A 26,010-nucleotide genomic window follows, 5' to 3' on the forward strand; every position below is an offset into this window, starting at 1 on the left:
CACAAATTGACGGCCACAGTCCCGGCACTTGTAATTTTGCTTCCCGCGATGGCTGGTGCCGTTCTTGGAGATATCGTGAGACCCACAGGTCGGACAGGTCATCTCGATGGCCATGCGTTTGTCTCCCTGATTATCGTGGTGGCGTAGCCTGATTTTCCTCTGTCCCGTGCATTAATGCACTACCTAACAGATGACCCCATAGTGACAGGCACAAACAAGCGAATTCGTTTGGCGTCATAGCCATAGGTTTGAATTAGTTCAAGAAATGTTTCTGCCTGTACTTTCTCTTCAGGATTTGCATAGTTTCTTTTCTTTCCCTGATGAACATAAGTAATGTATTTTTGTTCATCATCAAGTTTAATTAAACCTTTTGCAATTCCTTGTGAAATAAGAGACATTCTTTCTTTTCCAGTTCTCGTAGCTATTAGCTTCTATGGACAAGAGGCTAAGAACCAGTATAAATACTCGATCCCCTAGATGTCCTGCAACTTAAGATTTCTCTTAACATTGCTGGAATCCTCCCCATACAACAATCTCAGGCTCTAATCAAAACTAGCGTTACCGTCCCCCCGGCGTAGGGTTGGGCGGAATCGGTTTTATTTAACGAGCCTTAATGCCCCGGACTTCCCTAGCATGGTCATCTTTCACCAGCATGGAAAGACCATCTGCATTTTTGGTGGGCAGGTTGACTAGGTAATCCATAATCGCTTGCCATTCTTTAATTTCGCGGCTGGCGGCATTGATGGCGGCGAGGTCGGCACCAAGGTGGGTGGTGGCGGGGAGAACGTAGGGGCTGGTGGATTCCCTGGGGTCAACGATGGCCTCGTCTTTGCGGGTGAGGGGGCTACCATCGGCCTGTTTGGGCTGGAGGGGCAACGCGCCTTTAGTCAGTTGGGGAATGTACACCAGAATGGAGCCGATGTACAAACTGGTGGCAAAGCTGTAGAGGGTGGGGGCAGCGAGGTCGAGGGGGGTGTAGCCGTCGTCCAGGTTGCCCAGTTCTAGGGCGGTAACTTGGTCAAAGCGGGGGCGGCTAGGGTCGTAGTAGAACCGCAGGCCGGAGGTTCTGGGGTAGTATTCGCCGGGATGGTTGGGATCGTCGATGAGCAGAAACTCCAGGATGTTCTTGATCTCCGCCGCCGTGAAATAGCCCTTCACCATGGCACTGCCAGCGGTGGGATCCACAATGCCGTTGCCGAGGGGAGCCAGGGTAAAGATGTCGTACACCGTTTGCACCCCGGTGTTGCCCTTGGTTAGCCCAGCCCGAATGGCCCCGTTGGCGGTGAAGGCGATTTGGCTGTTGGTAGCAAGGCGTAGGGCATCTGTCACCACGTTGGCCAGGGGCGTGCCGGATTCAATATCCCCGTAGTCCATGGGCCAGTCTTCGGTGATCATCACCAGGGGTTGGCTGGTGGCATAGCCACGGGGGGCAAAGGTGATCTCCCCCGACTGTCGCAGGAAGCGTTCCACCTGGGCCTGAATGGCGGCATCGCCCTGAATTTGGTCATCCACCGGAATCAGCCGATAGGACTCCACCGTCACTCGGCCCTCCTCTAGGCTCAGCACCAGTTCGCCCAGGTGTTCGCCATACTTGCCCGCCTGCACCACGGGGCGATGATCCACCAAAAGCGGCTCCCGTAGTTCGCTGTGGGTATGGCCACCAATCACCAAATCGAGTTCAGGAATGGCCTCCAGCAGGTTCAGGTCTTCCCCCTGGAAAGACCCATCCGGGCGCTTCACCACGCCCCCATGGCTAAGGGCAATCACCACATCCACCTTGTCCTGCCGCTTCAGCCGTTGCGCCGCCGCCCTGGCCGTTTCAATCGGGTCGCCAAAGGTCACGGCACCCACATCCGCCGCGTACTTAAAGGCGTCGTAGCCAATGATGCCCACTAGGCCAAACCGCAGCCCACCCCGCTCAATGATCCGGTAGGGCTGAAGCACCCCCCGCTGGGTCAGGTCTTGCAGGTCAGCCAAGCGTTCCGAGTCGGCACTGACATCGCTATTCGTCACCACAATGGCCGGAATCTCGCCCGCATCCGCCGCCCGCTGAATGGCCTGCCCCAAGCCATCTGGCCCCAGGTCAAACTCGTGGTTGCCCAAGGTGGTGGCGTCGTAGCCCATAGCGGCCATCAGTTGCAGTTCTGCCCCCAGTTCTCGGCAGGCAGCGGCTACAGCGGTACCCATGCTAAAGTCCCCGGCATCCAGCACCAAAACAGGGCCAAGCTGCCCGAGTTCGGCCTTGCGCTGGGCAATCAACGCCCCCAGGCGAGCATAGCCGCCCTTGGTTTGGTCGTCGCCCAACTGTAGCGGCGTGTAGTCTTGCAGCGGCCCCACCCCCACCACGTTGGAGTGCATGTCGTTGGTGTGGAGGATGGAGAACATTCGCTTGCCGGGGGTAGCCGCGAGGGCGTCTAGAGCGTGGGAAGACAACATGACAGCAGGGGCGACAGCCAGAGAGGTTTTCAAGAAAGTGCGGCGATTGAGAGCAGGACTTTGCATGGGTAGCCAGCCTCACAACTTCAGGTCGTAGGGATCAGGGCCAAAAAATTGTACACCGAGGCCCTCTGGCCACACTATTCAGAAAACGCTATTTCCAGGCATGGCACCGCCTGTTGGGGACAGCAACATTACCACGGCGGGGATGGTGGCGGTTCATTCCCTTAGCCCCCCGGCCTCAGATCTGGGTGGTCTACCGAAGGGAGAGAAGATTGGGAGGCCAGCCAGTAGGTGGCCATGGGGTCGCCGCTTTTGAGGGTGAGGTGGCCCCTGGGTTCGCAGATGAAGTCTTCCTTCAGTAGGGCATAGGTGGGATCGGAAATCTGAATTTTGCCTGCCTCGCCGCTGGATTCCATAAAACTGGCGATGTTGACGGTATCGCCCCAGAGGTCGTAGCTAAATTTGCGAATGCCGATCACCCCGGCGACCAGACTGCCGGAATGGATCCCCACCCGCAATTGAAAGGGTTGGCCATCGGGACGGCGGAAGTCGCTAATGGTGGCCTGCATATCTAGGGCCATTTGGGCGATGGCCTGGGCATGGTCTAGCCGAGGGATGGGCACCCCCGCCGCCACCATGTAGGCATCGCCAATGGTTTTGATTTTTTCCAGGCCGTAGCGGGTGGCCAGTTCATCAAAGCGGGAAAAGATGCGGTTGAGTTGGCGCACCAGGTCGCTGGGCGACATTTGGGCCGAGGCTCGGCTAAAGCCCACTAGGTCGGCAAATAGGATGGTGACGCCGTCAAAATAGTCAGCAATCGCTTTCTGATTTTCCTTCAGCCGTTGGGCAATTTGGAAGGGCAGCACATTGGCCAGCAGTTCCTCCGAGCGTTGGCGTTGGTAGCGCAGTTCAGCCTCCACGGTTTGCCGTTCCCGAATTTCTTGCTGGAGCAGTTGGTTTTGGTGTTCAAGCTGGTGCTGCTGCCGTCGTAGGTTGATTTGGTGCTTCACCCGTAGCAACACTTCGTACACCTTAAAGGGTTTGACGATGTAGTCGGCGGCTCCGAGGCCAAAGGCCCGTTCCTTTTCGGCTTCGGCATCGCGGGCGGTGAGAAAAATAATCGGAATGCTCTGGGTATGGGGATCGGCCTTGAGTTGCTCACACACCTCAAACCCGTCCATGGCGGGCATAGTGATATCCAGCAACATTAAATCCGGCGGGCGAGCAGCAACGGCCTGGATCGCCATGGATCCGCTAATGGCCTTGCGACAGTGGTATCCCCGGCCCTCCAAGATGGTAGACAACACCCGCAAATTGTCGGGGATATCATCTACCAATAGAATATCCACATCCTCGGTCGCGAGGGCATCGGTGGTGATCATACGGTCTACAGAGAATGAACGAGGATCAAAACTGCTGCCCCGAAGGGAACGTTCCAGCGGGGCAGGTAGGGGGAATTACCAGGCTTGGGGGATGAAGGGTTAGGGCTGGGGCGCTAGGCGGTGGGCACGGCAGTTAAGTCTAGGATGATGTCTAAGCGAAAATCATCAACTAACTGGGCTAACTGATCCGCAAGGACGTGCTGCTGGGGAGGCAGGGCGGCGATCAATTCCTGCACCCGACGATCATCGGCGGCTTGGGCGGCCTGACGCAGTTGGGTCAGCCAGTCGGCGGGTAGATGCTCAAAGTCCGCCGGAATGAGGGGACGATTTCTCAGGGACATCGACTCCCGTTTCAAGTCTAGCGCTGGCTGTACCTCGGCGTGTTGGTAAGCCAGGTTTAGCCAGCGCCCAATGTGCTGTAGCAGCACCTCCCGCTGGATGGGCTTGGGCAATACTTCGTCGCAGCCCGCCGCCAAGCAGTCCGCCTTTTGTTCCTCAAACACACTGGCCGTAACCGCCACAATGACTGGATCGGGTGGGTTCTGTCCCTTCAGGCCAGGTTCTTGCCCTGCACCGGGGGAAGGGCTCCTAGGATCCGCTTGCCGAATCCGTCGCGCCACCTCGTAGCCATCCATCACGGGCATCCGCATGTCTAAGCAGATCAGGTGGGGGTGCCAGTTGGCCCACAGGTCGAGGGCTTCTAGGCCGTTGCTGGCTTCGCAGACCTCAAACCCCGCCGACTCTAGCCAGTGGCGCATCAACAGCCGACTTTCCACTCCATCATCCACCACTAAAATCCGCTGGCCCATGAACTGATCCCCTAGGCGCAGGATGGGGAAGTAGGCCGAATCCTCCGTGGGTGCGGGATTCGGGGGGGCGGTGTCGAGGGTGGTGAGGCCCACGGGTAGGCTGATGGTAAAGGTCGATCCGACGCCCGGTGTACTCTCGACTCGAATGTCGCCCCCCATCAGCTTGGCAAAGTTGTAGCTGAGGGATAGCCCTAGGCCCGTGCCCTCCGCTGTCCGACGCCCTGACTGGGTTTGCTCAAAGGGCTGGAAGAGCTTTGGGAGTTCCTCTGGGGCCATGCCCACCCCGGTATCCTGCACGTCGATCACCAGACGATGGGACTTGGCGATCTCCGTATCCGCCACGATGGCTGGGCTGGGTTCTAGGCGAGATCGCACCACCACACTGCCCTGGGCCGTAAATTTAATGGCATTGCCCACCAGGTTGATCAAAATTTGCCGGAGCTTACCCGCATCGGCCCACAGTTGCTGGACGGTGGGCGTAGCCTGGGCTGTCCCTGACGGCCAATAATCGGAGGGCGGCACCAAGAGGTAAAGACCCTTGTCCTCAGCTTTAATTTGCAGCATATCCTTCACCCCCTGCAACAGGTGTTGGAGGTCGAAGGATTCTTCCTCCAGAGTGACCTTGTTGGCCTCGATTTTGGCAAGGGACAACACATCGTTAATTAACCCCAAGAGGTGATTGCCGCTGCGGTTCACAATGCCGATGAGACGACGATGATCGACGCTCAGGGTGGGGTCATCGTTCAAAATTTGGGTAAAGCCCAGGATAGCGTTGAGGGGGGTGCGGAGTTCGTGGCTCATGCTGGCCAAAAATTCGCCCTTGGCTTGGCTGGCGGCATCGGCGGCTCGCTTGGCCAGGGCGAGATCCTGGGCCTGCTGCTGCGTTTGTCGCAACAAGTCGGCCTGTTGCACCGCTGTTCCCAGTTGGTTGCCCACCTGGAGTAAGAGCTTAACCTCGTGACGCGTCCACAGGCGGGGTTCGTAGTGTTGGTAAATGCCCAACAGCCCCCACAGTTGCCCCCCGGCAAAAATCGGCACGATAATATAGGCGCGCACCTGCCACCGTTCCAGAAAACCCAGATAGCAGGGACTAAAGCCCCGGGTGTAGATATCGTTGACGCAGTGGAAGGTGCGGTTGCTGCGATAGGTTTCGGCCTGGGTCTCTTTTAGGTAGGTATCCTCCAGCAGGAGATAGCTGTCCTCTAGGGGATGGCTTTGTAGGTGCCGTGCGCCGCAGTTGTCCTCCTCCACCAGTTGGTTGCCGCTGGGATCTCGGATTAGGGTGGACTGGGCCAGGGGGTCGGTGAGGGACTCCGCCACCACCGTGCCGCTCCAGTCGGGGTTGAACTGATAAATCCATACTCGGTCGCAGCCCATCGACCCCTGAAGGGACTGGGTGGTAGCGCTGAAAATCGTTTCCAGCTCTAGGGTTTGGCGCATTTGCTGGACAATTCGGGTGGTGGCCTTTTCCCGGTTAGCAATGGCCCGCACCGCCACCTCCGCCTGCTTTTGGATGGTGATATCGCTGAAGGTGCAGACGACCTGCTCCACGGCCCCCGTGGAGTCCAATTGGGGATCTACATTCACCAGCAGCCAGCACGGCGAGTCCTCATGCCGACAACTGACCCCAATCACCACATCATGGCAGGGAACTTTGTGGGCAATGGCCATCTGGACGGGCAATTCATGGGGGGCAAAGTAGCGGCCATCCTCCCGCAGCAGCGGGGCCGACTGCCCAAACACCAGGGGGGCAGTTGGCTGATCCGGCAGGTGCAGTAGCCGTCGGGCGGCTTGGTTGGCAATCAGGATCTCCGCCTCGGCATTCAGCATCAACACCCCCACCCCCATGTCCCGAATGAGGGTACGGAAGCGCTGTTCGCTCTCACCCAAAGCCGCCGCCCGCAACCGCTGCTGCTGAAGCCGCTGATCAATCCAGGCCACCAGTAACGCCAACCACAGCATTAACCCTGCCCCCAACCCCACCGCCAGGGCCAGCCAGCGCACCTCCACCTGGTGCAACGGGGCCACCCCGAAGGGCTGATTCGGATCGGGCAAAAACTGAGCCGCCGCCATGCCCGTATAGTGTAGTCCCCCAATGGCCCCTGCCAGCATCACCACGGCCCATCGCCGTCTGTTGGAAGTCGCCGCTGGGTCTACGGTCGCAGGGTGGTCTGAGGGTAGGTGTCCCCCCCCCCCTCGCCCCCAAGTCAACGCCACCGCCGAGGCCACCACCGCAATGCCCACAGAAACCACCACTAGGGGCCAGCGATAGGTCAGTTGAGCAGGCATCTTCATCGCGGCCATGCCCGTGTAGTGCATCCAGGCAATGGCCCCGCCCATCAGGGTGCCCCCAGCCCCCAGGGTGAGGCGCTGGGCCTGGGGACGCTCCACCAGCCACAGAGCCGCTGCGGCTGCTATCACGCCGTAGACTAAGGATAGCCCGGTCATAAAGGGGTCGTAGTGGATCACAATCGGCATTTCTAAGGCCAGCATGGCCACAAAGTGGGTAGCCCAAATGCCCACTCCCATGGCCAATCCACCCCCCGCCAGCCACAGCCAGCGCAGCGTTCCCACCGCTGTCGCCACCTGCCGCCCTAGATTCAGGGTGGTGTAGGCCGTTAGGGTGGCCATGCCTAACGACAAGCCCACTAACCCCAGGTTGTACTGCCCTAGGATGACCCCACTGGCCGCGAACTCCACCATGGCATTGACTCCTAACGATTCTGCAACCTAATAAGCCCATCGACACCATGACCCATGCTGGAGGGGAAGGGTTACGGTATCAATAGATACGATTTTAAAGGCTATAACAACCATGACATACACCCGCTGTATACAACTGTAACCAGCGAGATCCGTATGAATCGTTGACAATGCTGGGGAAAAGGTCAGAAAAAATGCCGGGGAAAAGGTCAGATCAATCATCGGCGAGCCGTTGATATTACGTAGACCTCACGACGACATCGCTTAGACCTCACGACGACTTGCCGCGCATGGCATCAATTTCGAGCCAGGTGATGATCACCCCCGCCACGGGCACCGCCAAAAACAGCCCCAGCACTCCGGCTACGGTAGCTCCTACGATCAGCGCAAAAAACATCACCACTGGGTTGATATCGAGGGAATCTTTCATCACGTAGGGCAACAGCAGATTTTCCTGCACCTGTTGCAATGCTACACAGACCACCAGTGCCGTCAGCGAAACCCACACCCCCTGGGACAGCAGCAGCAGGGTGATGGTGCCCACGCCCAGGGTGGCCCCGATGCCGGGGATGAGATCCAGCAGCCCCGCCATCAGCCCCAGAAAGGCGGCATAGGGGATGCCCAGCAACAAAAAAATAAAAAAGGTGGACAGACCGAAGAAGAGGGACAACACCAACAGCCCCCAAAAGAAGCCCAGCAAATTGTGCTGTACTACGGTGTTAAACCGTTCCTTGTGGCGAATGGGCAGATGCTTTAGCAACCACCACCACACCTTGGCCCCATCCAGCATCATAAACAGTGTGACTACGGCTACTAAAATCGCCAGTACTAGGTTAGCTAGGGTGGCCTGGAGCAAGCCCAGTCCAGCCGTGAGCACCGACACCGCCTGACTTTGCAAATGGGGTTCCAACCCTTCGACCTGCACCGGAATATTCCAGGCTTGAAACAGGTTATCGAGATCGGCCATCCAGGGTATCACCGAGGCCGATAGACCTTGCAGATTCGCCACCAACTGCTGCCCCTGGGAAATCACGACCGTGCCCAGGGTGAGGGACAGCCCCACCGCCACCAAGAGCCCAGTCAGAAAAACGAGGATCGTGGCCAGCCCCCTAGGGAGCCAACGGCACAGCCAAGTGACGGGATGGCTGAGCAAAAACGCCAAAATCATGGCCGTTACAAAGACCACGATCAACACCCGAAAGTAGGCCAAAAGCTGGATCATCGCCCAACCGCTGGCAAACAACAGCAAAAAGCGAATCAGCACACTGTTGTTCACCATGCTCCAAAGGCCGACCTCGGCAGGGGGGGAAGCCTCTTTCTGGGAATCCTCAAGTTTCATAGGGCTAGCCGGGGGGAAAATCGGGCAGGGGCACCTCTGGGGTAAGGGTATCCTGCACTAGCACAAAGGGTTGTACGATCAACGACTGAAACCGCTTGCCCCAGGTCTGTCCCCATTCCTCAAGCTGCATCGGTGTGGGTTTGGCGATCAGCGCTTCGGCCAGCCAACGGTTGACGGTCGCCACATCATCGGTGGCAATGGCCACCCCCACCTCGGCCAAGTCCAGCCTTTCATCCACCAACACCACCGCCCCTCGATCCGCGTGGGGACTGAGCCACCGCCATTCCGCTGGCCCCACCATTTCGGTTAGTTCGGCTTTTAGGTCTTGGGTCATAGATCTCAAGGTGCAATGGAAGGCGGGATCAGGGAGATGGGCTAAAGCGTTGTCTAGGAGATACCGATTAGGGGGTGTCGATGCCTATTACGCTTCCCTTCCAGGCTATCAGATCGCCCTCGCCCCTGCCCCTAGGCTGGGTTCACCTGGCGTAGCTTCCACACCACACTGGAGGCCAGGTTCGTGACGACGTGAGCCACAATGGGCACCAGCAAATTGCCTGTGAGCACGGCACTGAGGGCCAACAGTAGGCCAATTACCGTTGCCCACACCACGTAGGGCCATTGCTGCAAACTGCTGAGGTGCAACACGCCAAAGCTCGCCCCCGACACCAAAATTCCCAGACCATTGAGGCCGATAGCGGGCAGCATCACCCCCCGAAACAGCAGTTCTTCGCTGAGGCCCGGAAGCAACCCCAGCCATAGTAAATCAGGCCAGCGCAGGGGTTGAAGCACAATTTTCAAATACTCATCCGCACTTTGGCGATAGTGCCCCCACCCTTCATAGAGCAGGGCGCTGGCCAGGGTAATTCCGCCTCCTAGGGCCATGCCCAGTCCAGCATCGTACCAGGACAGCGTCATCGGGAGCTGCTTAGTCGGTTCAAAATATAGCCACGCCTTCGCAATTACCAATAGCACCACGGCAGTCACCCCCATGGCTATCAGCACTTGAGCACGGGTCAAGGGTTCCAACGCAGGGCCGGGGGGCGGGGTCACAGGCAGGGGCAGGGCAACGGCACTGTTATTCTAGCGGAGGGAGGAAGGGAGGGGAATTGGCGGGGAGTCGGGAGTCGGGAGTCGGGAGTCGGGAGTCGGGAGTCGGGAGTCGGGAGTCGGGAGTCGGGAGAAGAAAGCGTATTTAGGTATGAAGCATTTGGATATTCTGATTTTGTCCAATGGGCCGGGGGAAATTTCGACCTGGGTGCGGCCCGTGGTGCAGGCATTGCGGGCGCAGGTTTCGGCGGATCAGACTCTCCGCATTTCCGTGGTGTTGTCCCCTTGTACTAATGCCTCTGGGCGGGAGGCGGCGATGGCGGCGCAAATTCCGGGGGTGGATCGGGTGCAGGGAGCGGCGCATTTTTTCCCGTTTTTGCTGTGGGGTAAAACGGCTGAACCTTGGGACTGGTGGCCGAACGGCGTTGTCCTATTTCTGGGTGGCGATCAGGTCTATTCGGTGATTTTGGGGCGACGGTTGGGCTATCGCACCGTGATCTACGCCGAGTGGGAGGCCCGTTGGCATCGCTGGGTGGACGGCATCGCTTGTATGACTCCCGGCATCGTAGACGCGGCTCCGGCCCCGTTTCGCCACAAATGCCAGGTCATTGGCGACCTGATGGCCGATGTGGCCCCCGCCAGCGACACCCTGTCCGACCTGCGAAATACGCTAAACCTTCAGCCCGGCGAGGTTTTGGTGGGGATCATGCCCGGTTCCAAGGCCAATAAGCTGAGCGTGGGCCTCCCCTTTTGTTTGGCCACCGCCGCCGCCCTTCGTCGCCAGTATCCCCAGGTGCGGTTTGTGATTCCCGTTGCGCCCCTGTTGACCCTGGAATCCCTGGCCCAGTTTGCCGATGCCCAACACAATCCTGATACGCAACTGTTTGAGGGCACCACCACCGCCGAGTTAGTGGTGGCCCCCAATGCCCTGCCTAGCCTACGCACCGCCGATGGCCTGGAGGTGGCCCTGTGGCAACGCCAACCCGCCTACGATCTGATGAGCCAGTTTCAGCTATGTCTCACCACCGTGGGAGCCAACACCGCTGAACTGGGGTCTTTGGGGGTGCCGATGATCGTGCTGCTGCCCACCCAAAAGCTATCGGCGATGAAGGCGTGGGACGGCATTCCGGGGTTGCTGGCCAACTTGCCCCTAGTGGGGGATGCCTTTGCCAAGGCGATCAATACCGTAATTTTGCGGCAGATTCATAAAGAAGGCCGTTTGTTTGCATGGCCGAATCTGTGGGCCAAGGCGGAAATTGTGCCAGAATTGCTCGGCCCCCTCAGCCCCCAGGCCGTCGCTGACCAAGCGGCGGACTACCTCACCCAACCCCACACCCTAGCGGCCATGCGGGAAAACCTGCGGGCCGTTCGTGGCCCCGCCGGAGCCGCCCGCCGCCTCGCCGAAATTGTGTTAGACATCGCCCAGGATCGCCCATGAACCGTCTAGGCCTTGGGTCTCGCCTTCGATGGCCCCAAAGACCGTCTCGCAACCGAGTCCGTAAAACACCCTGGCGGCGTTGGTCTTTAGGGCTGTTGGCCCTTTGGACGGGGTTGATGGGTTTGGCCTGGGGCTGGTTTGGGGCCATGACGGCTCCGATGGCGGGCCAAGTGCCTCATGCTCTGGCGATTACGCCCCCCCATCTGACGGGCCAAACTCTGGAGAGCCCAACCCTAGAAGCCCGGAATACCGAATTTTCGGACATCTGGACGACACCGCTACCGATTCAACCCACCCCGCCCCAGAACTACCTCCCCGTGGCGGATTGGGCGGGGCGGTTGATGTTGCCGGATCAAGCTACCGCCGAGGCCAGTGGTACGGACTGGGTGTGGATGGAGGTCTTGACCAGCCCCGATGCGGCGTGGATTGGGCAGCGGGTGCGGCTGGGCTGGCAGGATACGCCGGAAACCCAGACCTTTTTGACCCTAGTCACTCGCGGCATTGAGTTCAACGCCGCCGCCCTAGGGAGTCTCGCCAAGGGCATTGTTCACCCCACTCGGCTGAATGGCTGGGCCAAGGTGGGGCCGCTGCAATCCTTAGCTGGAACTCGATCCCAGGACGATATGCTGGTGGCATTGCCCCCGGTGGTGCTGGGCCAGCCCGACCCGGAGGGCCACCCGGTGCTACTCATCGACGCCATGCCAACCCAAATCCCAGAGCGGTTCTATGGGTTGGTGCAAATCCTAGGGCCAGTGGCGGATGGGCCTAGGCCCGATCAGTGCCCTGGTCGAGAGGTGTGCCCAAGCGACTTGGTGCAGGTGCGACACTACAACCCCGCCAGCCAAGCCTTTGATGGCCCCACGGAAACCGTTCACCTACCCCAGGTGCCCGCCCACCCCAGAACGGGCGTGTTTCAGTCTACCCCCCAGGAGTTGGCCCAGTCCTCCGCTGGAGAAGCGGGCTGGTATCTCTATGGTGCCCCCGATGCCACGGGTACCCTGGTGGTGCGATCCATCGTGCCCCGGCGGCTGTTTCAGCTTCAGCCCCAGCAGTTGCTCGTAGGGCAAGCCCAAGGGCTGAACCATATTCGCTTTGGCAATTGGCGCAATACCCCCCAGCGCAAGGGGCAGATCAGTTCGGTGTTGGTGCAGGCCAAGGCCAATCCGGAAGAAAGCACGGTAAACCCAACCTGGGCGGTGGGGGATCGCCTGTTGCTGCTGCATCTCTTTGGCGGCATTGGCGGCGACCTGGCGGAACCGCGCTCGGTACCGGGCACCGTCACGGGGCACTTTGCCTTTGGCCTGGGGGAAGTTGTCACCGATCCCTTCACCCAGGAACCCCAGCTACGGCTGATTTACGACCAGGTGTATTCCCACAACGCCCAGGGTATTGTGGCGGGACGCACCCTGTGGGCGGAATATAGCGGCAACCTGAAGCGAGGCTGGCTGGGCACCCGTCCCATCGGGGATGCCCTGGTGTTGCTCCCCGCCCTCAGCCACACCTATACCCTGGGCGACCTCACCTTTTCACCCCTGACCGAACTGGAGCGGCAACTGACGGTGATGATGGCCCGCTACCGCACGGGGGATGGCACCGGAGCCTCCATCGTCACCCCGGCCCAGTCCTGTGTGCAGGATTCCAGTCAGGCGCTCTACGAAACTATTCGGGTATTGCGCAACCAGGTTAGCCGTTCGCCCTTGGCTACGGAGTGGCTGGCCAATCACCCCAACGATCCCCAAACCGCCCTATTTCAGGACTTAGTGGCCCTCAGCCAACGTCTACAGGGCCAATTAGTGCCCCTCGGTATGGTGCGGCCCGACTGGCGTGACAATGCCTCCGTGCTCACGGGGATTGAAGAGGTGACGACCGTGGACACCGAAGCGGCAGGCCGTTTTGCCAACCAAACTACCTGGCTGAACAATCTCCTGAGCTGGCGCACCGTCATTCCCCGCGTAGCCTACGACAACATGGCCGCCATTTTCCTTCAGCAGGGCGCGGATCTTTGGTTCCTCGGCACCTACCAAGTGGGCGGCGCAGATCCCACCCTTCTGCCCCTGGCCCCCACGCCGCTGTTTGGCGATTTCGTCGTAATTCCCGTCGCCTTTTCCAGGTTGATCGAGTCCCTGGCGATGCCCTCGGGTGGGGAAGTGCTGATGGCGCTCCTAGGGTTAGGGCTGTTTGGGCTGATTCAAGCCCGCCTGCCCGCTGCGGTCTTGCCCCATCCTCCGCCCTCTTTCCTCGCGGCCCTGATCGCCCTATTTAGCCCCGTCCTTTGGCAAGAACTGCTGTTTCGGGTGTTGCTCTTGCCCCACCCCAGCGAGGGCGTGAGACCCCTGATGGTGGGGCTTTGGGCCATGGTCAGCCTGGGGCTGTGGTGGGCCTACCATGCTCTGCAACAGCGGCGTTGGACATCGGATCCATTATCCCTGTCGTCCCTCGGTCGTCCCCTAGTGGTCGGTCTGTTGACCACCCTCCTTTACTTGGCCACGGGATCACTCTTGATCGGGGTGGGTTTCCACTGGGGTACCGGGTGGCTCAGCCAAGGGAGGCTATGGCGATCCACGAGTTCCCCGTCCTAACTCGGTTCAATTCCTCCACCCATGGGGGAATCGGCCTGGGATCAACCTATTCTGAGGATTGAATTTTCTAGGGATCGTCTGCCCCCATAGGAGGGAAAACCAGCGGCCAACAGGTTAGGCTAGGAACGTTGGTTACCTCCTCGGCTATGCAAACATCGGAGACTTCGCCCTCGGTTGCCCCCTCCTCTTTGGCCCCCGCGTCGCCGCCCTGTGCCGATGGCTTCGATGCCCTGCATCCCCCCAGCCCCGACCTGATCAATGCCTGTGTTCACTGTGGCTTCTGCCTCACCACCTGCCCCAGCTATCGGGTGATTGGCAAGGAGATGGATTCCCCACGGGGCCGCATCTACCTGATGGACGCCATCAACCAAGGGGAAGCGCCCCTGTCTCCGGCTTCGGTGCAGCATTTTGATTCCTGCCTGGGCTGCTTGGCCTGTACCACGGCCTGTCCCTCCGGTGTGCAGTACGACCAACTAATCGCCGCCGTGCGTCCCCAGGTGCAGCGCAACCACCCCCGCACCCTGCCTGAAACGTTGCTGCGTGCCCTCATTTTTAACCTGTTTCCCTATCCCAATCGGCTGCGGCTAACGGCGGGGCCGCTGTATCTGTATCAAAAGCTGGGTTTGTCGAAGCTGGTGCAGCAAACGGGCCTGTTGCCCAAAATTTCTCCGAATCTAGCGGCGATGGAGTCTCTGTTGCCCTCGGTGACCGCCGACAGTTTCCGCGACCTCGTGCCGGAGGTGATCCCAGCGGCAGGGGAAAAGCGCTATCGGGTGGGAATGTTGCTGGGCTGTGTGCAGCGGGTCTTTTTCTCCGATGTGAATGCCGCCACAGCCAGAGTCCTAAGCGCCAACGGCTGTGAGGTGGTGGTGCCCCGCAACCAGGGCTGTTGTGCCGCCCTGCCCGCCCACCAAGGAGAATCGGCCCAGGCCGAAACCCTGGCCCGCCAGATGATTGATATCTTTGAAGCCGCTCAGGTGGACTATGTGGTGATCAATGCCGCTGGCTGTGGCCACACCCTGAAGGAATACGGTCACATCTTGCAAGACGACCCCGCCTACCGCAACCGTGCCCAAACCTTTTCGGCCCAGGTGCGCGATATCAACGAGTTTCTGGCGGAAATCGGCCTCACCGCCCCCCTGCATCCCCTCACCGAGGGCGAACTCCCCATCGTGTTCCAGGATGCCTGCCACCTGATCCACGGCCAAAAAATCAGCCTCCAGCCCCGCCAATTGCTGCGCCAAATCCCCGGCGTCACCCTGCGCGAACCCGTGGATGCGGCCCTCTGCTGCGGCAGTGCTGGGGTCTACAATATGCTGCAACCGCAGGTGGCCGAAGAACTGGGTCAAATGAAGGTGACCAATCTGGTCAACACCGGAGCCCAACTCATTGCGTCCCCCAATCCGGGCTGCTCCCTACAAATTCAAAAGCACCTCGCCCACCAGGGTCACAGGATGCCCTTAGTGCATCCCATCGAACTGTTGGATGCTTCCATCCAGCAAAAGCCCCTCACCGACCTGACTAAGAATCGCTAGTAATGCCGAGGTGATGACGCCTAGCCCCCCGGTTCCTTGAAAGAACCGGGGGGCTAGGTTGGATAGCGGGTGGTGTTAGTTGGCAGGGGCAGCGGTGACGTTATTGCCAGCACGGGCTTCCTGAATTTCCTGCACGAGCACATCGAGAGCCGCTGAGTATTGGGGATCGTCTACGGTGCCAATGAGGTCGCGTTCTGAGGCGAGTTGTTCCCGTTGTTCGTCGGTAAGTTCAACGGCAATATCAGGGTCGATGCCGTGCTTGTTGATATCTCGGCCACTGGGGGTGAGGTATTTGGCCACCGTCACCGCTACCCCAGAGCCATCGGCCAGACTGCGGACAGATTGCACTAAGCCCTTACCAAAGGTGCGGGTGCCCACCAACACCGCCCGCTGATTATCTTGCAGTGCCCCGGAGAGGATTTCGCTGGCGCTGGCTGATCCACCATCCACAATCACCACGAGGGGTTTGTTGGTGAGAGCTCGGCTGCTGGCCACTTCCTCGTCTACCACTCCTTGGCGGTTTACGGTGGAGACAATCGTACCTTCGTTCAACCACATTTGGGCAATGTCGATGCTGGAATAGAGCAAACCACCGGGGTTGGAACGTAGGTCAAGGATGTAGCCCGTCACGCCCTGGGCTTCGAGATCTTCGATGGCGGCGCTCATTTCGGTGGCGGCATTGGCACTGAACTGGGTGAGACGAATGTAGCCCACGGATCCCTCTGGCCCAGTTTGCACGTTGTAGCGCACAGGGTGAATCTCAATGCGGGCGCGGGTAATGGGCACTTCTAAGGTTTCCTCACCCCGACGAATGGTGAGCACCACCTCAGAGTCTACGGGGCCACGAATCCGGCTAACTGCATCGTTCAGTTCCATACCCTCGGTGGGCTCGCCATCAATCGCTAGGATCACGTCCTTAGATCGAATTCCGGCCTCAAAGGCGGGGGTATCTTCGATGGGGGCCACCACCACAATTTCCTTGGTTTCTTCGTCCTGGGAAATTTGAATGCCCACCCCGGTCAATTCCCCGGAGGTGTCAATCTGCATGTTGCGGAACTCTTGGGGATCCATGAAGCGGGTGTAGGGATCCTCAAGCTGTTCCAGCATTTCCCGCACGGCGGCGTAGGCGGATTCTTGATCGGTATATTCGCGACCGAGATAATCGGTACGCACCGCTTCCCAGTCCACCTGGTTGAAGGTGGCATCGACGTAGTTGCGGTTAATTAGCTGCCACACTTCGTCAATCAATTCCTTGGGGCTTTCCTCAAAGAAAGCCTTGCTTTGAGACAGATGGATGCCTGCCCCGGTCACGGTTACAGCGGCTACGGCTAGAGCGGTTGCACCTAACATCAGTCCTCGCTTTGCGATAGTCATGGGAAGTGATTTTGCAGCTAATTACGCCCAATCTAGCACAGACCATCGGGTTGAGGAGGGGGCAGGGCCAGAGAAGCAACTGTCTCCATGATGAGACCAAATGGAGGAATGGGTGGCGAGACCAGGAGCGTTAGGGGTTAAAGGCGAACCTTGGGGCAGGGACGCGGTTCTCGGGGGGCTAATTCACAGCGCTGGACGAGGCAGGGCTGTTGGTAGGCGGCTTCGGTTTCTAGGGGGGGCGGGGCTTGGCCAAAGACCATCTCGCAGCTAAAGTCTTCAAAATTGGGCGTCATGGTGAGGGGAATGCCGAAGTCTTCGGTAAAGAACCGCTGGGTAGGCTGTTTACACAGGTTTACACAGAGGCCCACACACTGACTTTCCTCTAAATAGCGACATTTTTTGATGTGAACCCCACTGCGCTGCCGTCGCTGGGTGCCATCCTCGGTGGTGATCTCCACCTCGGTAACTTCGCAGGGGCCAACCAACCACTCAAAAAGCTGGGTCGCAAACCAGGCATTGAGTTCACACACCAGGCGAGTGGGGGAAAATAGGGTGCGAATCAGCCACAACACCGGGGCTGGCACCAAGGAACGCAGCACGGTCGCCACCAAAGCCTGTTGTTCTTGGGCGTTGCGCCCCTGCACAATCTGCTTGGATAGGGTGACAAAGCCGTCATAGCCCTGGCCCATATCCCGCTGCCCTAGGGCGCTGGCCATTTTGCGCCGAAACAGCCAGATAAACAGGCGATCCAGGCGGCTGTCATGGTAAATCGTCTTTTCGGTCGCGATGGCATCCGTGGGGCCAAGGCGAGGGGTAGAGGGCGATGGCATAGCAAACCATTGGGCAACTTCATCTAGGGTAATCGCTGACGCCTCGCTCATGGCCGATGCCTTCCAGGTTTCCTCGCCAACCCAACCCGTAGCCCTCATCCGTGGCCCAATTCACAGATTCGGACATGCGCAGCGTCCGAAAAATAAGCGGTGAATGCCAAGTCAGCACCCACCGCTAGGGACGATTATCGTAGAACAGCCATGTTGGTTGTAGCGATGGCCTTCAGGGCAGGCAAGATGCCTACCCTACTGAAGTGCCTCCAAAACCTAGGTTTCCGACGTGCTGGAGGGGCTGTTGAAGGAGGGGGTGAGATAGGCCACTAGGGCACCGATGAAGAAGCCAGCCACGTTGCGGGTGAGGGGGAGCCAATCGCTGGTGCGGGTCACAACAGGGCCAATGCCAAAGGCCAGGAACAGAATCCCCCACAGCGGCGAGAAAATCAGCACCCACTGCCAAGCCAGGATTTGGCCGGGTTTGCGGGGATGGGCGGCAAAGCCACAGACCACACCACCGACGATGGAGGTGATTAGCGTCAACACCCATTGCTCCTGAGGCAGACCGGGCACCACATTACAGCCGCCCTGGCGCAGACAGGTTTCGATGGATTCTAGGGCACTCATAATCGAGTTGTCTTCGCCGTTTTCGCGCACAAAGAACTGGTTGCCGTAGCGGGTTTGCAATTCAATCCAGAAGGTGCGGGGCAGCAGGTCATACACCGCATCGCCGACGCTGAAGTTCAGCAGGTTACCGCCGCGAGGATCGGCCACCAGCATCACACTGCGGTCATCCAAGCCCCAAAAGTCTTTCACCGCCCGACCAGGAGTGCGGTCGTATTGGGTGAGTACCCGCAGTTTCCATCCGGTTTCCGTTTCAAAGTCTGAGATACGAGCGTTAAGGTCTTCCTCTTGGCGAGGGGTGAGCGACTTGGCCAAATCAATGATGGCGGTCTCTTCCTCGGGCAAGAGTTCTGGGTTGTCGTAGGCGTGGGCAGGGGCCATGGGCAGCCATACACAGAGGCTAACGATGCAAACCAGAAGAACGTTTAAAGCTTGTCTCATAGGGATTCACTCAGGAAGGCTGGAACAAGAAGGACGCTATGGAGTGCCCTTGCCCCATCCCCATGGCGCACCGAGAGGTGGAACAGGATCACTCGACGATAGGTGCCTGGATCTTAATCTAGACTATAACTTTGTTTACAGTTATTTACATCCCACTCATTTTTCCTTCAGGCTGCGGGGGAGTTTTTGGGGTAACCTAATCCCCCTCGGTCTCCCTAGGCCGATTGTCTGGGGGGGCCGGGGGGCGCACCTCGGTGAGGGCGGATCGGCGATGGCCCAGTTTCTTGGGCCTGGGGCGTTTGGGAGGGCTGGGCCTAGTCCAAACCCGCCAAGCTGCCTGCACCCCAACCCACAGGCTGCGGGAACCATGGTTCAAGGTTTTCACCTGCTGACGGGTGGAGGTGATTCCTTCATCCACCTGCCCAATCAATCGGCCTGCGCTCTGCACCCCTTGCTGAAGTTCGTCCGTCAAATCGGTAACTTCGGATCCGGTGCGGCGCAGGGTATCTAGGGTGGGGGGCAATTCTCGATCTAAGGTATTCAGCAGTCTCTCTGCACTGCGGGCAACCCGAACGAGTTCTTGCAGGGCAGGCACGGCCATCAATAGCACTGTCGTCACGCTAACAGCGACCAAAAATAGAGATAGGGCCAGCCAAAAGAGTGGATCAGCGAACAATGTCAGGCTCCTAGACAGGGGTTCTAGACAGGGGTTCTAGACAGGGTGGGACGTTCGTTACGGGGGGACGTTAGGGACGTCTGTCAGCGGTCTTCTAGTGATGCATCGCCATCGGGAGGTTGAGAGGCACTGACCGCCTGGGTAAGGTGCTCGTATTCTTGGCGGCTGGCGGCTTGTCCGGCGGCGATGGCGTCCCGTAGCCGCACGAGGGTATGTTCCCAGTTAGTTAGGGCCGTTTCCGACAGTCGATCCGCCTGGAGATGCACGGAGGTGGCTAGGTCTTCCACCAGTTCCGGCAAGGCATCGGCTGATTTCTTCAAAATTTTGCGGGTTTCGCGCCCAGTACGCGGGGCGAGCAGGAGTCCTGTGACGGCACCAACGGCAACCCCGATGACCAAACCACCCCAAAACCCGCCCGATTGTTTGTCAGCCATGCTCTACCTCCACCCAACCATCGCCCCAACAATAGCGCAGGGGGGCGGGCTTGCCTAGTCGGTTGGCTCTCATTCTCATCCAGCGTTTGGCCTCGGATCGAGGGTGGACGAGACCTAAGGGATAGGCCCATTTGACTCAGGCTGTTGGTACCTTAGGGGGACATCCCCTGGTCAGCCCTGAACTTGACCCTAACCGCGACGAATACCATGACCGACTCCCTCATTCGCCCTGGCCAACCCTTCGGCCTCGTGCTTGTTACCATCGACAGCGAAGCCAACGCCCTAGCCCTGGCCCAAAAGCTAGTGGAAGCCCACCTTGCCGCCTGTGTGAGCCTTGCCCCCGTGCAGTCGGTCTATCGCTGGCAGGGTACCCTTCACCAAGATCAGGAGTGGCAACTCACCCTCAAAACCGACCTCAGACGCTTCGATCACCTGACCCGGTTCATCACCCAACACCACCCCTACGAAGTCCCAGAAATTATCGCCCTGCCCCTCGTGGCGGGTTCAACGGCCTACCTCTCATGGCTGGCCGAACAAACCCAACCCCTGCCTAGCTAACTGGCCTAGACGGCAGGCTCAACGATGGCCTCCGGGATCTGACTCCTCCATCGGGCGTGTTCTGTTTTTCTGGGTGCAAAGAAGCTTAAGCCTTCATGTATTAATCTCGAAAATCGCCGGGGAATCCTATAGTCAAACTATCCGTGCAAGTCAGTTTTGGGATCGTCCCAGGGGGGCGTCCTAGGTTGCGGTTAGGCTATCGTTGCTTCCTCTGATTTGAGCGGGTGATCCCTGTTGAATCGAGGGCTTTGCAATGACTCAGGTGCTCATTAAGGGCGGTCGGATTGTGACCGCCGTGGACGATTATGTGGGCGATATTTTGGTGCAGGAGGGCCGCATTGAGGCGATTGGCCGCAGCCTGTCTGCCGAAACTGCCGAGGTACACGACGCCACGGGGTTGATGGTGTTTCCGGGCGGCATTGATGCCCACGTCCACATGGAAACGCCCATGGGCAACGATGTCTACACCTGCGACACCTTCGAGTCGGGCACAAAGTCAGCGGCCTTTGGCGGCACCACCACGATTATCGACTTCGCCCAGCAGTTCCATCACGACAGCCCCAAGGCGGCGCTGGATCGACGGCTGGCGGTGGCGGAACCCCAGTGCTCGGTGGACTACGCCTTCCATGTGATTTTGACCGACGTAAACCGTGATTCCCTGGCGGAACTGCCAGATTTAATCAACCAGGACGGCGTTTCCAGCTACAAGCTCTACATGGCCTACCCCGGCGTGATGATGGTGGATGATGCCGCCATTTTCAAAACCATGCGCCAGGTGGGGGGGCACGGTGGCATGGCCATCCTCCATGCGGAAAATGGCATTGTGATTCAGACGCTGATCGACGAAGCCCTCGAACAGGGCCACACCTCGCCCCAATATCACCAGCTCACCCGGCCCCGGCTGATGGAAGGGGAAGCTGCCCACCGGGTGATTCGCATTGCCGAATTGGCGGAGGTGCCCTCCTACATCGTGCACCTGTCGGCCAAGGAAGCCCTGGATGCAGTTGTCGAAGCGCGGGATCGAGGTGTCCATGCCTTTGCCGAAACCTGCCCCCACTATCTGTTTTTGGATCATTCCGAATACGATGCCCCCGGCTTTGAAGCGGCCAAGTACGTGATGACCCCACCCCTGCGGGATCACGAGTGCCAACATGCTCTCTGGCGCGGCCTCCAGTTCGACGACCTGCAACTGGTGGCCACCGACCACTGCCCCTTCTGCATGAACGAAAACCCCCTGGGCCTCCTCAAATCCAAGCAGTTTGGCCGCGATAACTTCAACCGCATTCCCAACGGTGCGCCGGGGGTAGAACTGCGGCTGATGCTGCTCTACGACGGCGGTGTGCGGGCAGGACGGATTAACCTCAACCGCTTCGTGCAATTAACGGCGACGGCTCCGGCCAAAATGTTTGGCCTGTTTCCCCGCAAGGGCACCATTGCCGTGGGTAGTGATGCCGACCTGGTGCTGTTCGACCCCAACGAAACCCATACCCTCAGTGCCAGCACCCACCATTCCCTGGTGGACTACTCCCTCTTTGAAGGGCGCGAGGTGACGGGCAAGGTGAAAAAGGTCTTTCTACGGGGGCAGTGCATTGTCGATGGCGACCAATGGCTGGGCCGACCGGGGATGGGCCAATACCAGCACCGGGGAGCGTCTGGCCGGGTGTTGTAATCCTGGTTGTCGGAAATAGCTTACCCCGGAGATCCCCCTAAATCCCCCTTAACAAGGGGGACTTTGACTTTTTCCCATGGCATCTACGTCAAGACTGCCGCTGGGCGGCTCATCGGCGGTGGGGTGAGGAGACAGCACCGCTTGGGCATTGCGTCGCCACATGACGGGTTTAATTCGGCGCAGGGCCGAGGCTCGGAAGCGTTCGTCCCAGTCGGCCTCGGAAAGATCGGCCAGTTCCGCTAGGGCAGGCGCAAGGTGGTGGGCATAGGGCTGAAATTCTTCCACATCGGTAGGTTGGGCAAAGCGGCTATTCCAGGGGCAAACGTCTTGGCAAATGTCGCACCCGGCCACCCAGTTTTGCAAGTGGGGGGCGATGGTCTCTGGTAGGGTGTCGGCCCGGTTTTCGATGGTGTGGTAGGCGATGCAGCGGTTGGCATCCACCACGTAGGGCTGGGTAATTGCCCCCGTGGGGCAGGCGTCTAGACAGCGGGTGCAGGTACCACAGTGGTTGGTGTGGGGTCGATCTGGCTCTAGATCCAGGGTGGTCAGCAGTTCGCCCAAAAACACCCAGGATCCGTACTGGCGAGTAATCACGTTGCCGTTTTTGGCCACCCAGCCCAGCCCCGCCTGCTGTGCCCAAAACTTGTCTTGCACGGGGCCAGTGTCGGCATAGTAGCGGGCTTGGATGGCTTGCCCCGCCGCCTGGGCCTCCTGCTCTAGCCAGGTGGCCAACCCCTTCAGCCGTTTGTGCAGCACCCGGTGATAGTCTCGCCCCCAGGCATAGCGGGAAATTTTGCCGTGGGCGGGGTCTTCGGAGTGACGGTGGGGCGTGTAGTAGTTGAGGGCGACGCCAATCACAGATCGCACCCCCGGTAGAATCTGGCGCACGTCCTGACGCTTGGGGCTGTCCATCCAGGCCATATCCGCCTGATAGCCCTGGTTGAGCCAGTTCTGAAGCTGGGCGGTGGCGGCTTGTTCCGCTGGGCTGGGGGTGTCTTCCACCGCCGCAATGCCGACCCGGTGAAACCCCAGGCTCAGGGCGTGATCAATCACCCGTTGGCGATCAGGAGGTGAGGGGGCCATCTTAACACCACAATTCGAGCGGTCGGTACGGGAACTACCTTCTCTAGAATCATAAGTTGGACAGCGCTCTAACCTTAGGCAAAGGCGTTAAAGTAAGGCAACATACGGGCTTCCACGGTTGGCCAGGGGCTTCAGCCCGTTGGATCGGGAATCCCGGCTTTGGGCATTGCGCAAGACCTGTGGGGGTTGTGGTGAACAGACGCTGGAGTCGATTGGGCCTGATTCTCCTCTGTGGCCTGTTGGTAAGTGTGCTGTGGTCGTCGAGGGGGGTGGCCAAGGCAGGCTTGGGGTTGGCGGAGATGGCCCCGTTGGCCATGTCCCAGATCGTCCCAGGGGAAACTTGGGTAGCTCAGGGGGTGGACGAGGCGGCGGATGATGGCCCCAAGCCCTTTGCGGAGGTGATCCAGGACTTTACGGTAACGGAGGGGCTGTTTCGGCTCTATCAGCAGCCACGCACCCATCGGGCCATGCTGGGGTTGCGGCCCGACCAATTGAACCAAAATCTGTTGTTGATTACCACCCTGGCCTCTGGGGTGGGGGAGGCTGGGGTATTTCGGGGCTGGCCTGTGAATGATGGCTTGGTGTTGCAGTTCCGTGAGGCTCCCGGAGATCGGCTTCAGGTGGTGGTGCCCAACCTCTTTTTTCGGGATGAGCAAGGTCAGCCCCGCAATCGCCGCACCCTAGCGGATTCCTTCAGCGACTCGGTGCTGTTTGCCCTGCCCATCCTTAGCCGCCACCCCGACAGCGGCGAAATGTTGATTGATTTGGACGAGTTTTTGATCCAGCAGGATCCGGCCAACCTGGTTGATAACCTGCCCGCCCTGACGGATCTCTACACCGTCAACCCCGATCTCTCCTACCTGGGGGCGCTGCAAACCTTTCCCGATAACCTGGAGATGGAGACGGTGCTGGGGCTGAGTGGCAGCGGCGATGCCATGGATTTCTTCTGGTGGGGCGGATTCAGCAGCCTGCCGGATCCGCGAGGGGCTAACCTGCGGGTGCGCCACAGTCTGTCGGTTCTGACGGGCCATCCCAGCTTTCAGCCCCGTCCGGCGGATCAGCGGGTGGGCTATTTCATTACCGCCTATCGCGCCGCTAACCGTGCCGTGGATCCCATGGTGCGCTACATTCAGCGCTGGCATTTGGAAAAGCAAGACCCCACGGCGGCCCTATCTCCCCCCAAGCAACCGATTGTGTTTTGGCTGGAGAACACCATCCCCGCCGAATATCGAGACGCCATTGGGGAGGGGGTGGCTTGGTGGAATGCCGCCTTTGAGCGGGCGGGCTTTCTGGGGGCGATTCGGGTGGAGCAAATGCCTGCCAATGCCCCCTGGGATCCGGCGGACGTGCGTTATAACGTGATTCGCTGGTCGGATTCCATCAACTCCGGTGTTTTGGGCTTTGGGCCATCGCGGGTGAATCCGCTGACCGGAGAAATCCTCGATGCCGATGTGATTCTGGATGCCAACGCCATTCGCTACGCCCGCCAGCAATACCAAACTCTGGGCACCGCAGGAAACCTAGATCGAGGGACGGCCTCGTCGGCCTTGGGGGCGGTTTGCCAGTCTGCCGTAGTGAGATCGACCCTGCGGCGGGGGGGCGACCTAGCCACGGTGCCCGGTCTGCGGCCCTGGGCCAAGGCGCTGCATCCCCCCACCGCCCCCGGTGCCCTGGCCGATGCGGCGGATACCTGCGCCGGGTTCATGGGGCTAAACCAGGTTGCCTTTGGCCATTTGGCCCTGAATGCCTTGGGCAGCCCTCTGTCCAGCCGTGCGGCCCAAGATGCCTACATCCAAGATTTTCTGCGGGTGCTCACTGCCCATGAGGTGGGCCATGTGCTGGGGCTCCGCCACAACTTTTTGGGTAGCGCCCTGCGTTCTCCCACGGAGATCCATGATCCTGAAATCACCCGCACCCAGGGCATGGTCACCTCAATCATGGACTATCTATCCCCCAACATTGCGCCTCCCGGACTGTCCCAGGGCGACTTTTTCCCGCACCAACTGGGATCCTACGATTTTTGGGCGATTGAGTATGGCTATCGACCCTTGCCCAACCCCGTGACCACCCACCGCGATCTTCAGGCCATTGCCAACCGGGCCAGCAGCGATCCCCAACTAGCCTACGCCCCGGACGAAGATATTTTTGACATTATCGATCCCAAGTCGAGCCCCTGGGACTGGAGCCACACTCCTCTGGACTACGCGGCTGGACAGATGGCTGTGGCCCAGGCCATTTGGGGCAAGCTCAACTGGTTCTCCCTCGACCCCGGTGAAGGCTACGGTCTGCTGCGCCAGCGGGTAGACCTGGTGTTTGACCACTACCTACAACAGGCCATGGTGATGGTGAACTACGTGGGTGGGCAACGGTTTATTCGCACCGACCCCTGGAGTTCGCAGGGGCGACCTCCCTTCGAGCCCATCCCCGCCGAGGATCAGCGTCGTGCCCTGGATCTGCTCAGCCAACACCTGTTTGCCGCCGATGCGGTGCAGATCTCCCCCGACCTGGTGCGCCTGTTGGCCCCCGACCGCTGGTGGCACCAGGGCCAAATTCCCACCTTCTACCCCCTAGACTATCCCCTCTACGACCAGGTGCTAGAGATGCAGGCCATCGCCCTCAGCGACTTGCTCTATGGGGATCGGCTGTCTCGCCTGAGCAGCGCCGACCTCCATACCAGCGGCGACCACCTCACCCTAGCGGAACTGTTTGATCGTCTGGGACAGGCGATCTGGGGAGAATGGATTACCCCTGCTGACCCCGTTCCGGCCTCTAGCCTGCGCCGAGGGTTGCAGCGGTTCCACCTCGACCTACTCACCCATGTTTTAGTCCCCGACCCTACCGATCCCAGCACCTTCCTAGACTGGCTGGCCCAGGCCACCGCCGCTGGAGCCCCCACCGATGCCCGCATCCTGGCCCGTCAGCAGTTACGCCAGTTGCAGACCGCCCTGCAAACCTACCAACGCCGCCACGCTAACCAGATCGATAGCCTCAGCCGCGCCCACCTAGAGGATGTCGTTAGCCACATTGATCGCGTCCTCAGCCGCAGCTAGTCTCTC

20 protein-coding genes are annotated in these 26,010 nt (G+C 59.6%); 6 read left to right on the forward strand and 14 right to left on the reverse strand.

Annotated elements, in window-relative coordinates:
• The 8 genes from H6G62_RS17420 to H6G62_RS17455 all read right to left on the reverse strand — a co-directional run.
• Positions 1 to 102 (reverse strand): IS1 family transposase (locus H6G62_RS17420; protein ID WP_199324940.1); only part of this gene is annotated, 102 nt, incomplete at its 3' end.
• 77 nt (positions 103 to 179) lie between these two features.
• Entirely contained in the window at positions 180 to 398 is a 219-nt protein-coding gene (locus tag H6G62_RS17425) for a hypothetical protein (protein WP_199325078.1), read from the reverse strand.
• A 202-nt stretch (positions 399 to 600) separates the two neighbouring features.
• A complete protein-coding gene (locus H6G62_RS17430; protein ID WP_190497431.1) occupies positions 601 to 2,502 on the reverse strand; it encodes a bifunctional UDP-sugar hydrolase/5'-nucleotidase in 1,902 nt (633 codons plus the stop codon).
• Positions 2,503 to 2,663: 161 nt separating this feature from the next.
• Positions 2,664 to 3,821 (reverse strand): adenylate/guanylate cyclase domain-containing protein, encoded by a 1,158-nt coding sequence (locus H6G62_RS17435; protein ID WP_190497433.1) that lies wholly within the window; start codon positions 3,819 to 3,821, stop codon positions 2,664 to 2,666.
• Between the two features lie 113 nt (positions 3,822 to 3,934).
• Complete coding sequence (locus H6G62_RS17440) at positions 3,935 to 7,333, reverse strand: MHYT domain-containing protein (RefSeq protein ID WP_190497434.1); 3,399 nt, start codon at positions 7,331 to 7,333, stop codon at positions 3,935 to 3,937.
• A gap of 271 nt (positions 7,334 to 7,604) precedes the next feature.
• Positions 7,605 to 8,672, reverse strand: a complete 1,068-nt coding sequence (locus tag H6G62_RS17445) for an AI-2E family transporter (RefSeq protein WP_190497436.1) — start codon at positions 8,670 to 8,672, stop codon at positions 7,605 to 7,607.
• A gap of 4 nt (positions 8,673 to 8,676) precedes the next feature.
• Positions 8,677 to 9,006, reverse strand: a complete 330-nt coding sequence (locus H6G62_RS17450) for a DUF2288 domain-containing protein (RefSeq protein ID WP_190497439.1) — start codon at positions 9,004 to 9,006, stop codon at positions 8,677 to 8,679.
• A 131-nt stretch (positions 9,007 to 9,137) separates the two neighbouring features.
• Positions 9,138 to 9,662: a CPBP family intramembrane glutamic endopeptidase gene (locus tag H6G62_RS17455; RefSeq protein WP_190497469.1), complete on the reverse strand. Its 525-nt coding sequence runs from the start codon at positions 9,660 to 9,662 to the stop codon at positions 9,138 to 9,140.
• A gap of 208 nt (positions 9,663 to 9,870) precedes the next feature.
• Here H6G62_RS17455 and H6G62_RS17460 point away from each other — a divergent pair, with 208 nt between their 5' ends.
• The 3 genes from H6G62_RS17460 (at position 9,871) to H6G62_RS17470 (ending at position 15,271) form a co-directional block, all read left to right on the forward strand.
• Positions 9,871 to 11,157, forward strand: a complete 1,287-nt coding sequence (locus H6G62_RS17460) for a lipid-A-disaccharide synthase (protein ID WP_190497442.1) — start codon at positions 9,871 to 9,873, stop codon at positions 11,155 to 11,157.
• Entirely contained in the window at positions 11,154 to 13,736 is a 2,583-nt protein-coding gene (locus H6G62_RS17465) for a CPBP family glutamic-type intramembrane protease (RefSeq protein WP_190497444.1), read from the forward strand. Before H6G62_RS17460 ends, H6G62_RS17465 begins: the two co-directional genes overlap by 4 nt.
• Positions 13,737 to 13,882: 146 nt before the next feature.
• The gene (locus tag H6G62_RS17470; RefSeq protein WP_190497446.1) at positions 13,883 to 15,271 is read left to right on the forward strand and encodes a heterodisulfide reductase-related iron-sulfur binding cluster; all 1,389 of its coding nucleotides are present in this window, start codon (positions 13,883 to 13,885) and stop codon (positions 15,269 to 15,271) included.
• Positions 15,272 to 15,346: 75 nt separating this feature from the next.
• On the opposite strand, the gene ctpC is transcribed toward H6G62_RS17470, so the two are convergent.
• From ctpC to H6G62_RS17495, 5 genes are all read right to left on the reverse strand, one after another.
• A complete protein-coding gene (gene ctpC / locus H6G62_RS17475) occupies positions 15,347 to 16,645 on the reverse strand; it encodes a carboxyl-terminal processing protease CtpC (protein WP_190497448.1) in 1,299 nt (432 codons plus the stop codon).
• A gap of 137 nt (positions 16,646 to 16,782) precedes the next feature.
• Entirely contained in the window at positions 16,783 to 17,526 is a 744-nt protein-coding gene (locus tag H6G62_RS17480) for a DUF4033 domain-containing protein (protein WP_199325079.1), read from the reverse strand.
• Positions 17,527 to 17,742: 216 nt separating this feature from the next.
• Positions 17,743 to 18,474, reverse strand: coding sequence for a TPM domain-containing protein (locus H6G62_RS17485; protein ID WP_190497473.1), 732 nt, complete (start codon positions 18,472 to 18,474; stop codon positions 17,743 to 17,745).
• 256 nt (positions 18,475 to 18,730) lie between these two features.
• Positions 18,731 to 19,153: a hypothetical protein gene (locus H6G62_RS17490; RefSeq protein WP_190497451.1), complete on the reverse strand. Its 423-nt coding sequence runs from the start codon at positions 19,151 to 19,153 to the stop codon at positions 18,731 to 18,733.
• A gap of 140 nt (positions 19,154 to 19,293) precedes the next feature.
• Complete coding sequence (locus H6G62_RS17495) at positions 19,294 to 19,644, reverse strand: YtxH domain-containing protein (RefSeq protein ID WP_190497453.1); 351 nt, start codon at positions 19,642 to 19,644, stop codon at positions 19,294 to 19,296.
• A gap of 207 nt (positions 19,645 to 19,851) precedes the next feature.
• On the opposite strand from H6G62_RS17495, the gene cutA reads away from it, so the two are divergent.
• The gene (gene cutA / locus H6G62_RS17500; protein ID WP_190497455.1) at positions 19,852 to 20,202 is read left to right on the forward strand and encodes a divalent-cation tolerance protein CutA; all 351 of its coding nucleotides are present in this window, start codon (positions 19,852 to 19,854) and stop codon (positions 20,200 to 20,202) included.
• A 253-nt stretch (positions 20,203 to 20,455) separates the two neighbouring features.
• Entirely contained in the window at positions 20,456 to 21,871 is a 1,416-nt protein-coding gene (hydA, locus tag H6G62_RS17505; RefSeq protein WP_190497456.1) for a dihydropyrimidinase, read from the forward strand.
• 48 nt (positions 21,872 to 21,919) lie between these two features.
• On the opposite strand, the gene queG is transcribed toward hydA, so the two are convergent.
• Positions 21,920 to 22,954: a tRNA epoxyqueuosine(34) reductase QueG gene (gene queG / locus H6G62_RS17510; protein WP_190497458.1), complete on the reverse strand. Its 1,035-nt coding sequence runs from the start codon at positions 22,952 to 22,954 to the stop codon at positions 21,920 to 21,922.
• Between the two features lie 191 nt (positions 22,955 to 23,145).
• Here queG and H6G62_RS17515 point away from each other — a divergent pair, with 191 nt between their 5' ends.
• Complete coding sequence (locus H6G62_RS17515; RefSeq protein ID WP_190497460.1) at positions 23,146 to 26,004, forward strand: zinc-dependent metalloprotease; 2,859 nt, start codon at positions 23,146 to 23,148, stop codon at positions 26,002 to 26,004.
• The last annotated feature ends 6 nt before the right edge of the window (positions 26,005 to 26,010 follow it).

It is taken from the genome of Phormidium sp. FACHB-1136 (assembly GCF_014697375.1).
GTDB lineage: Bacteria > Cyanobacteriota > Cyanobacteriia > Phormidesmidales > Phormidesmidaceae > Nodosilinea.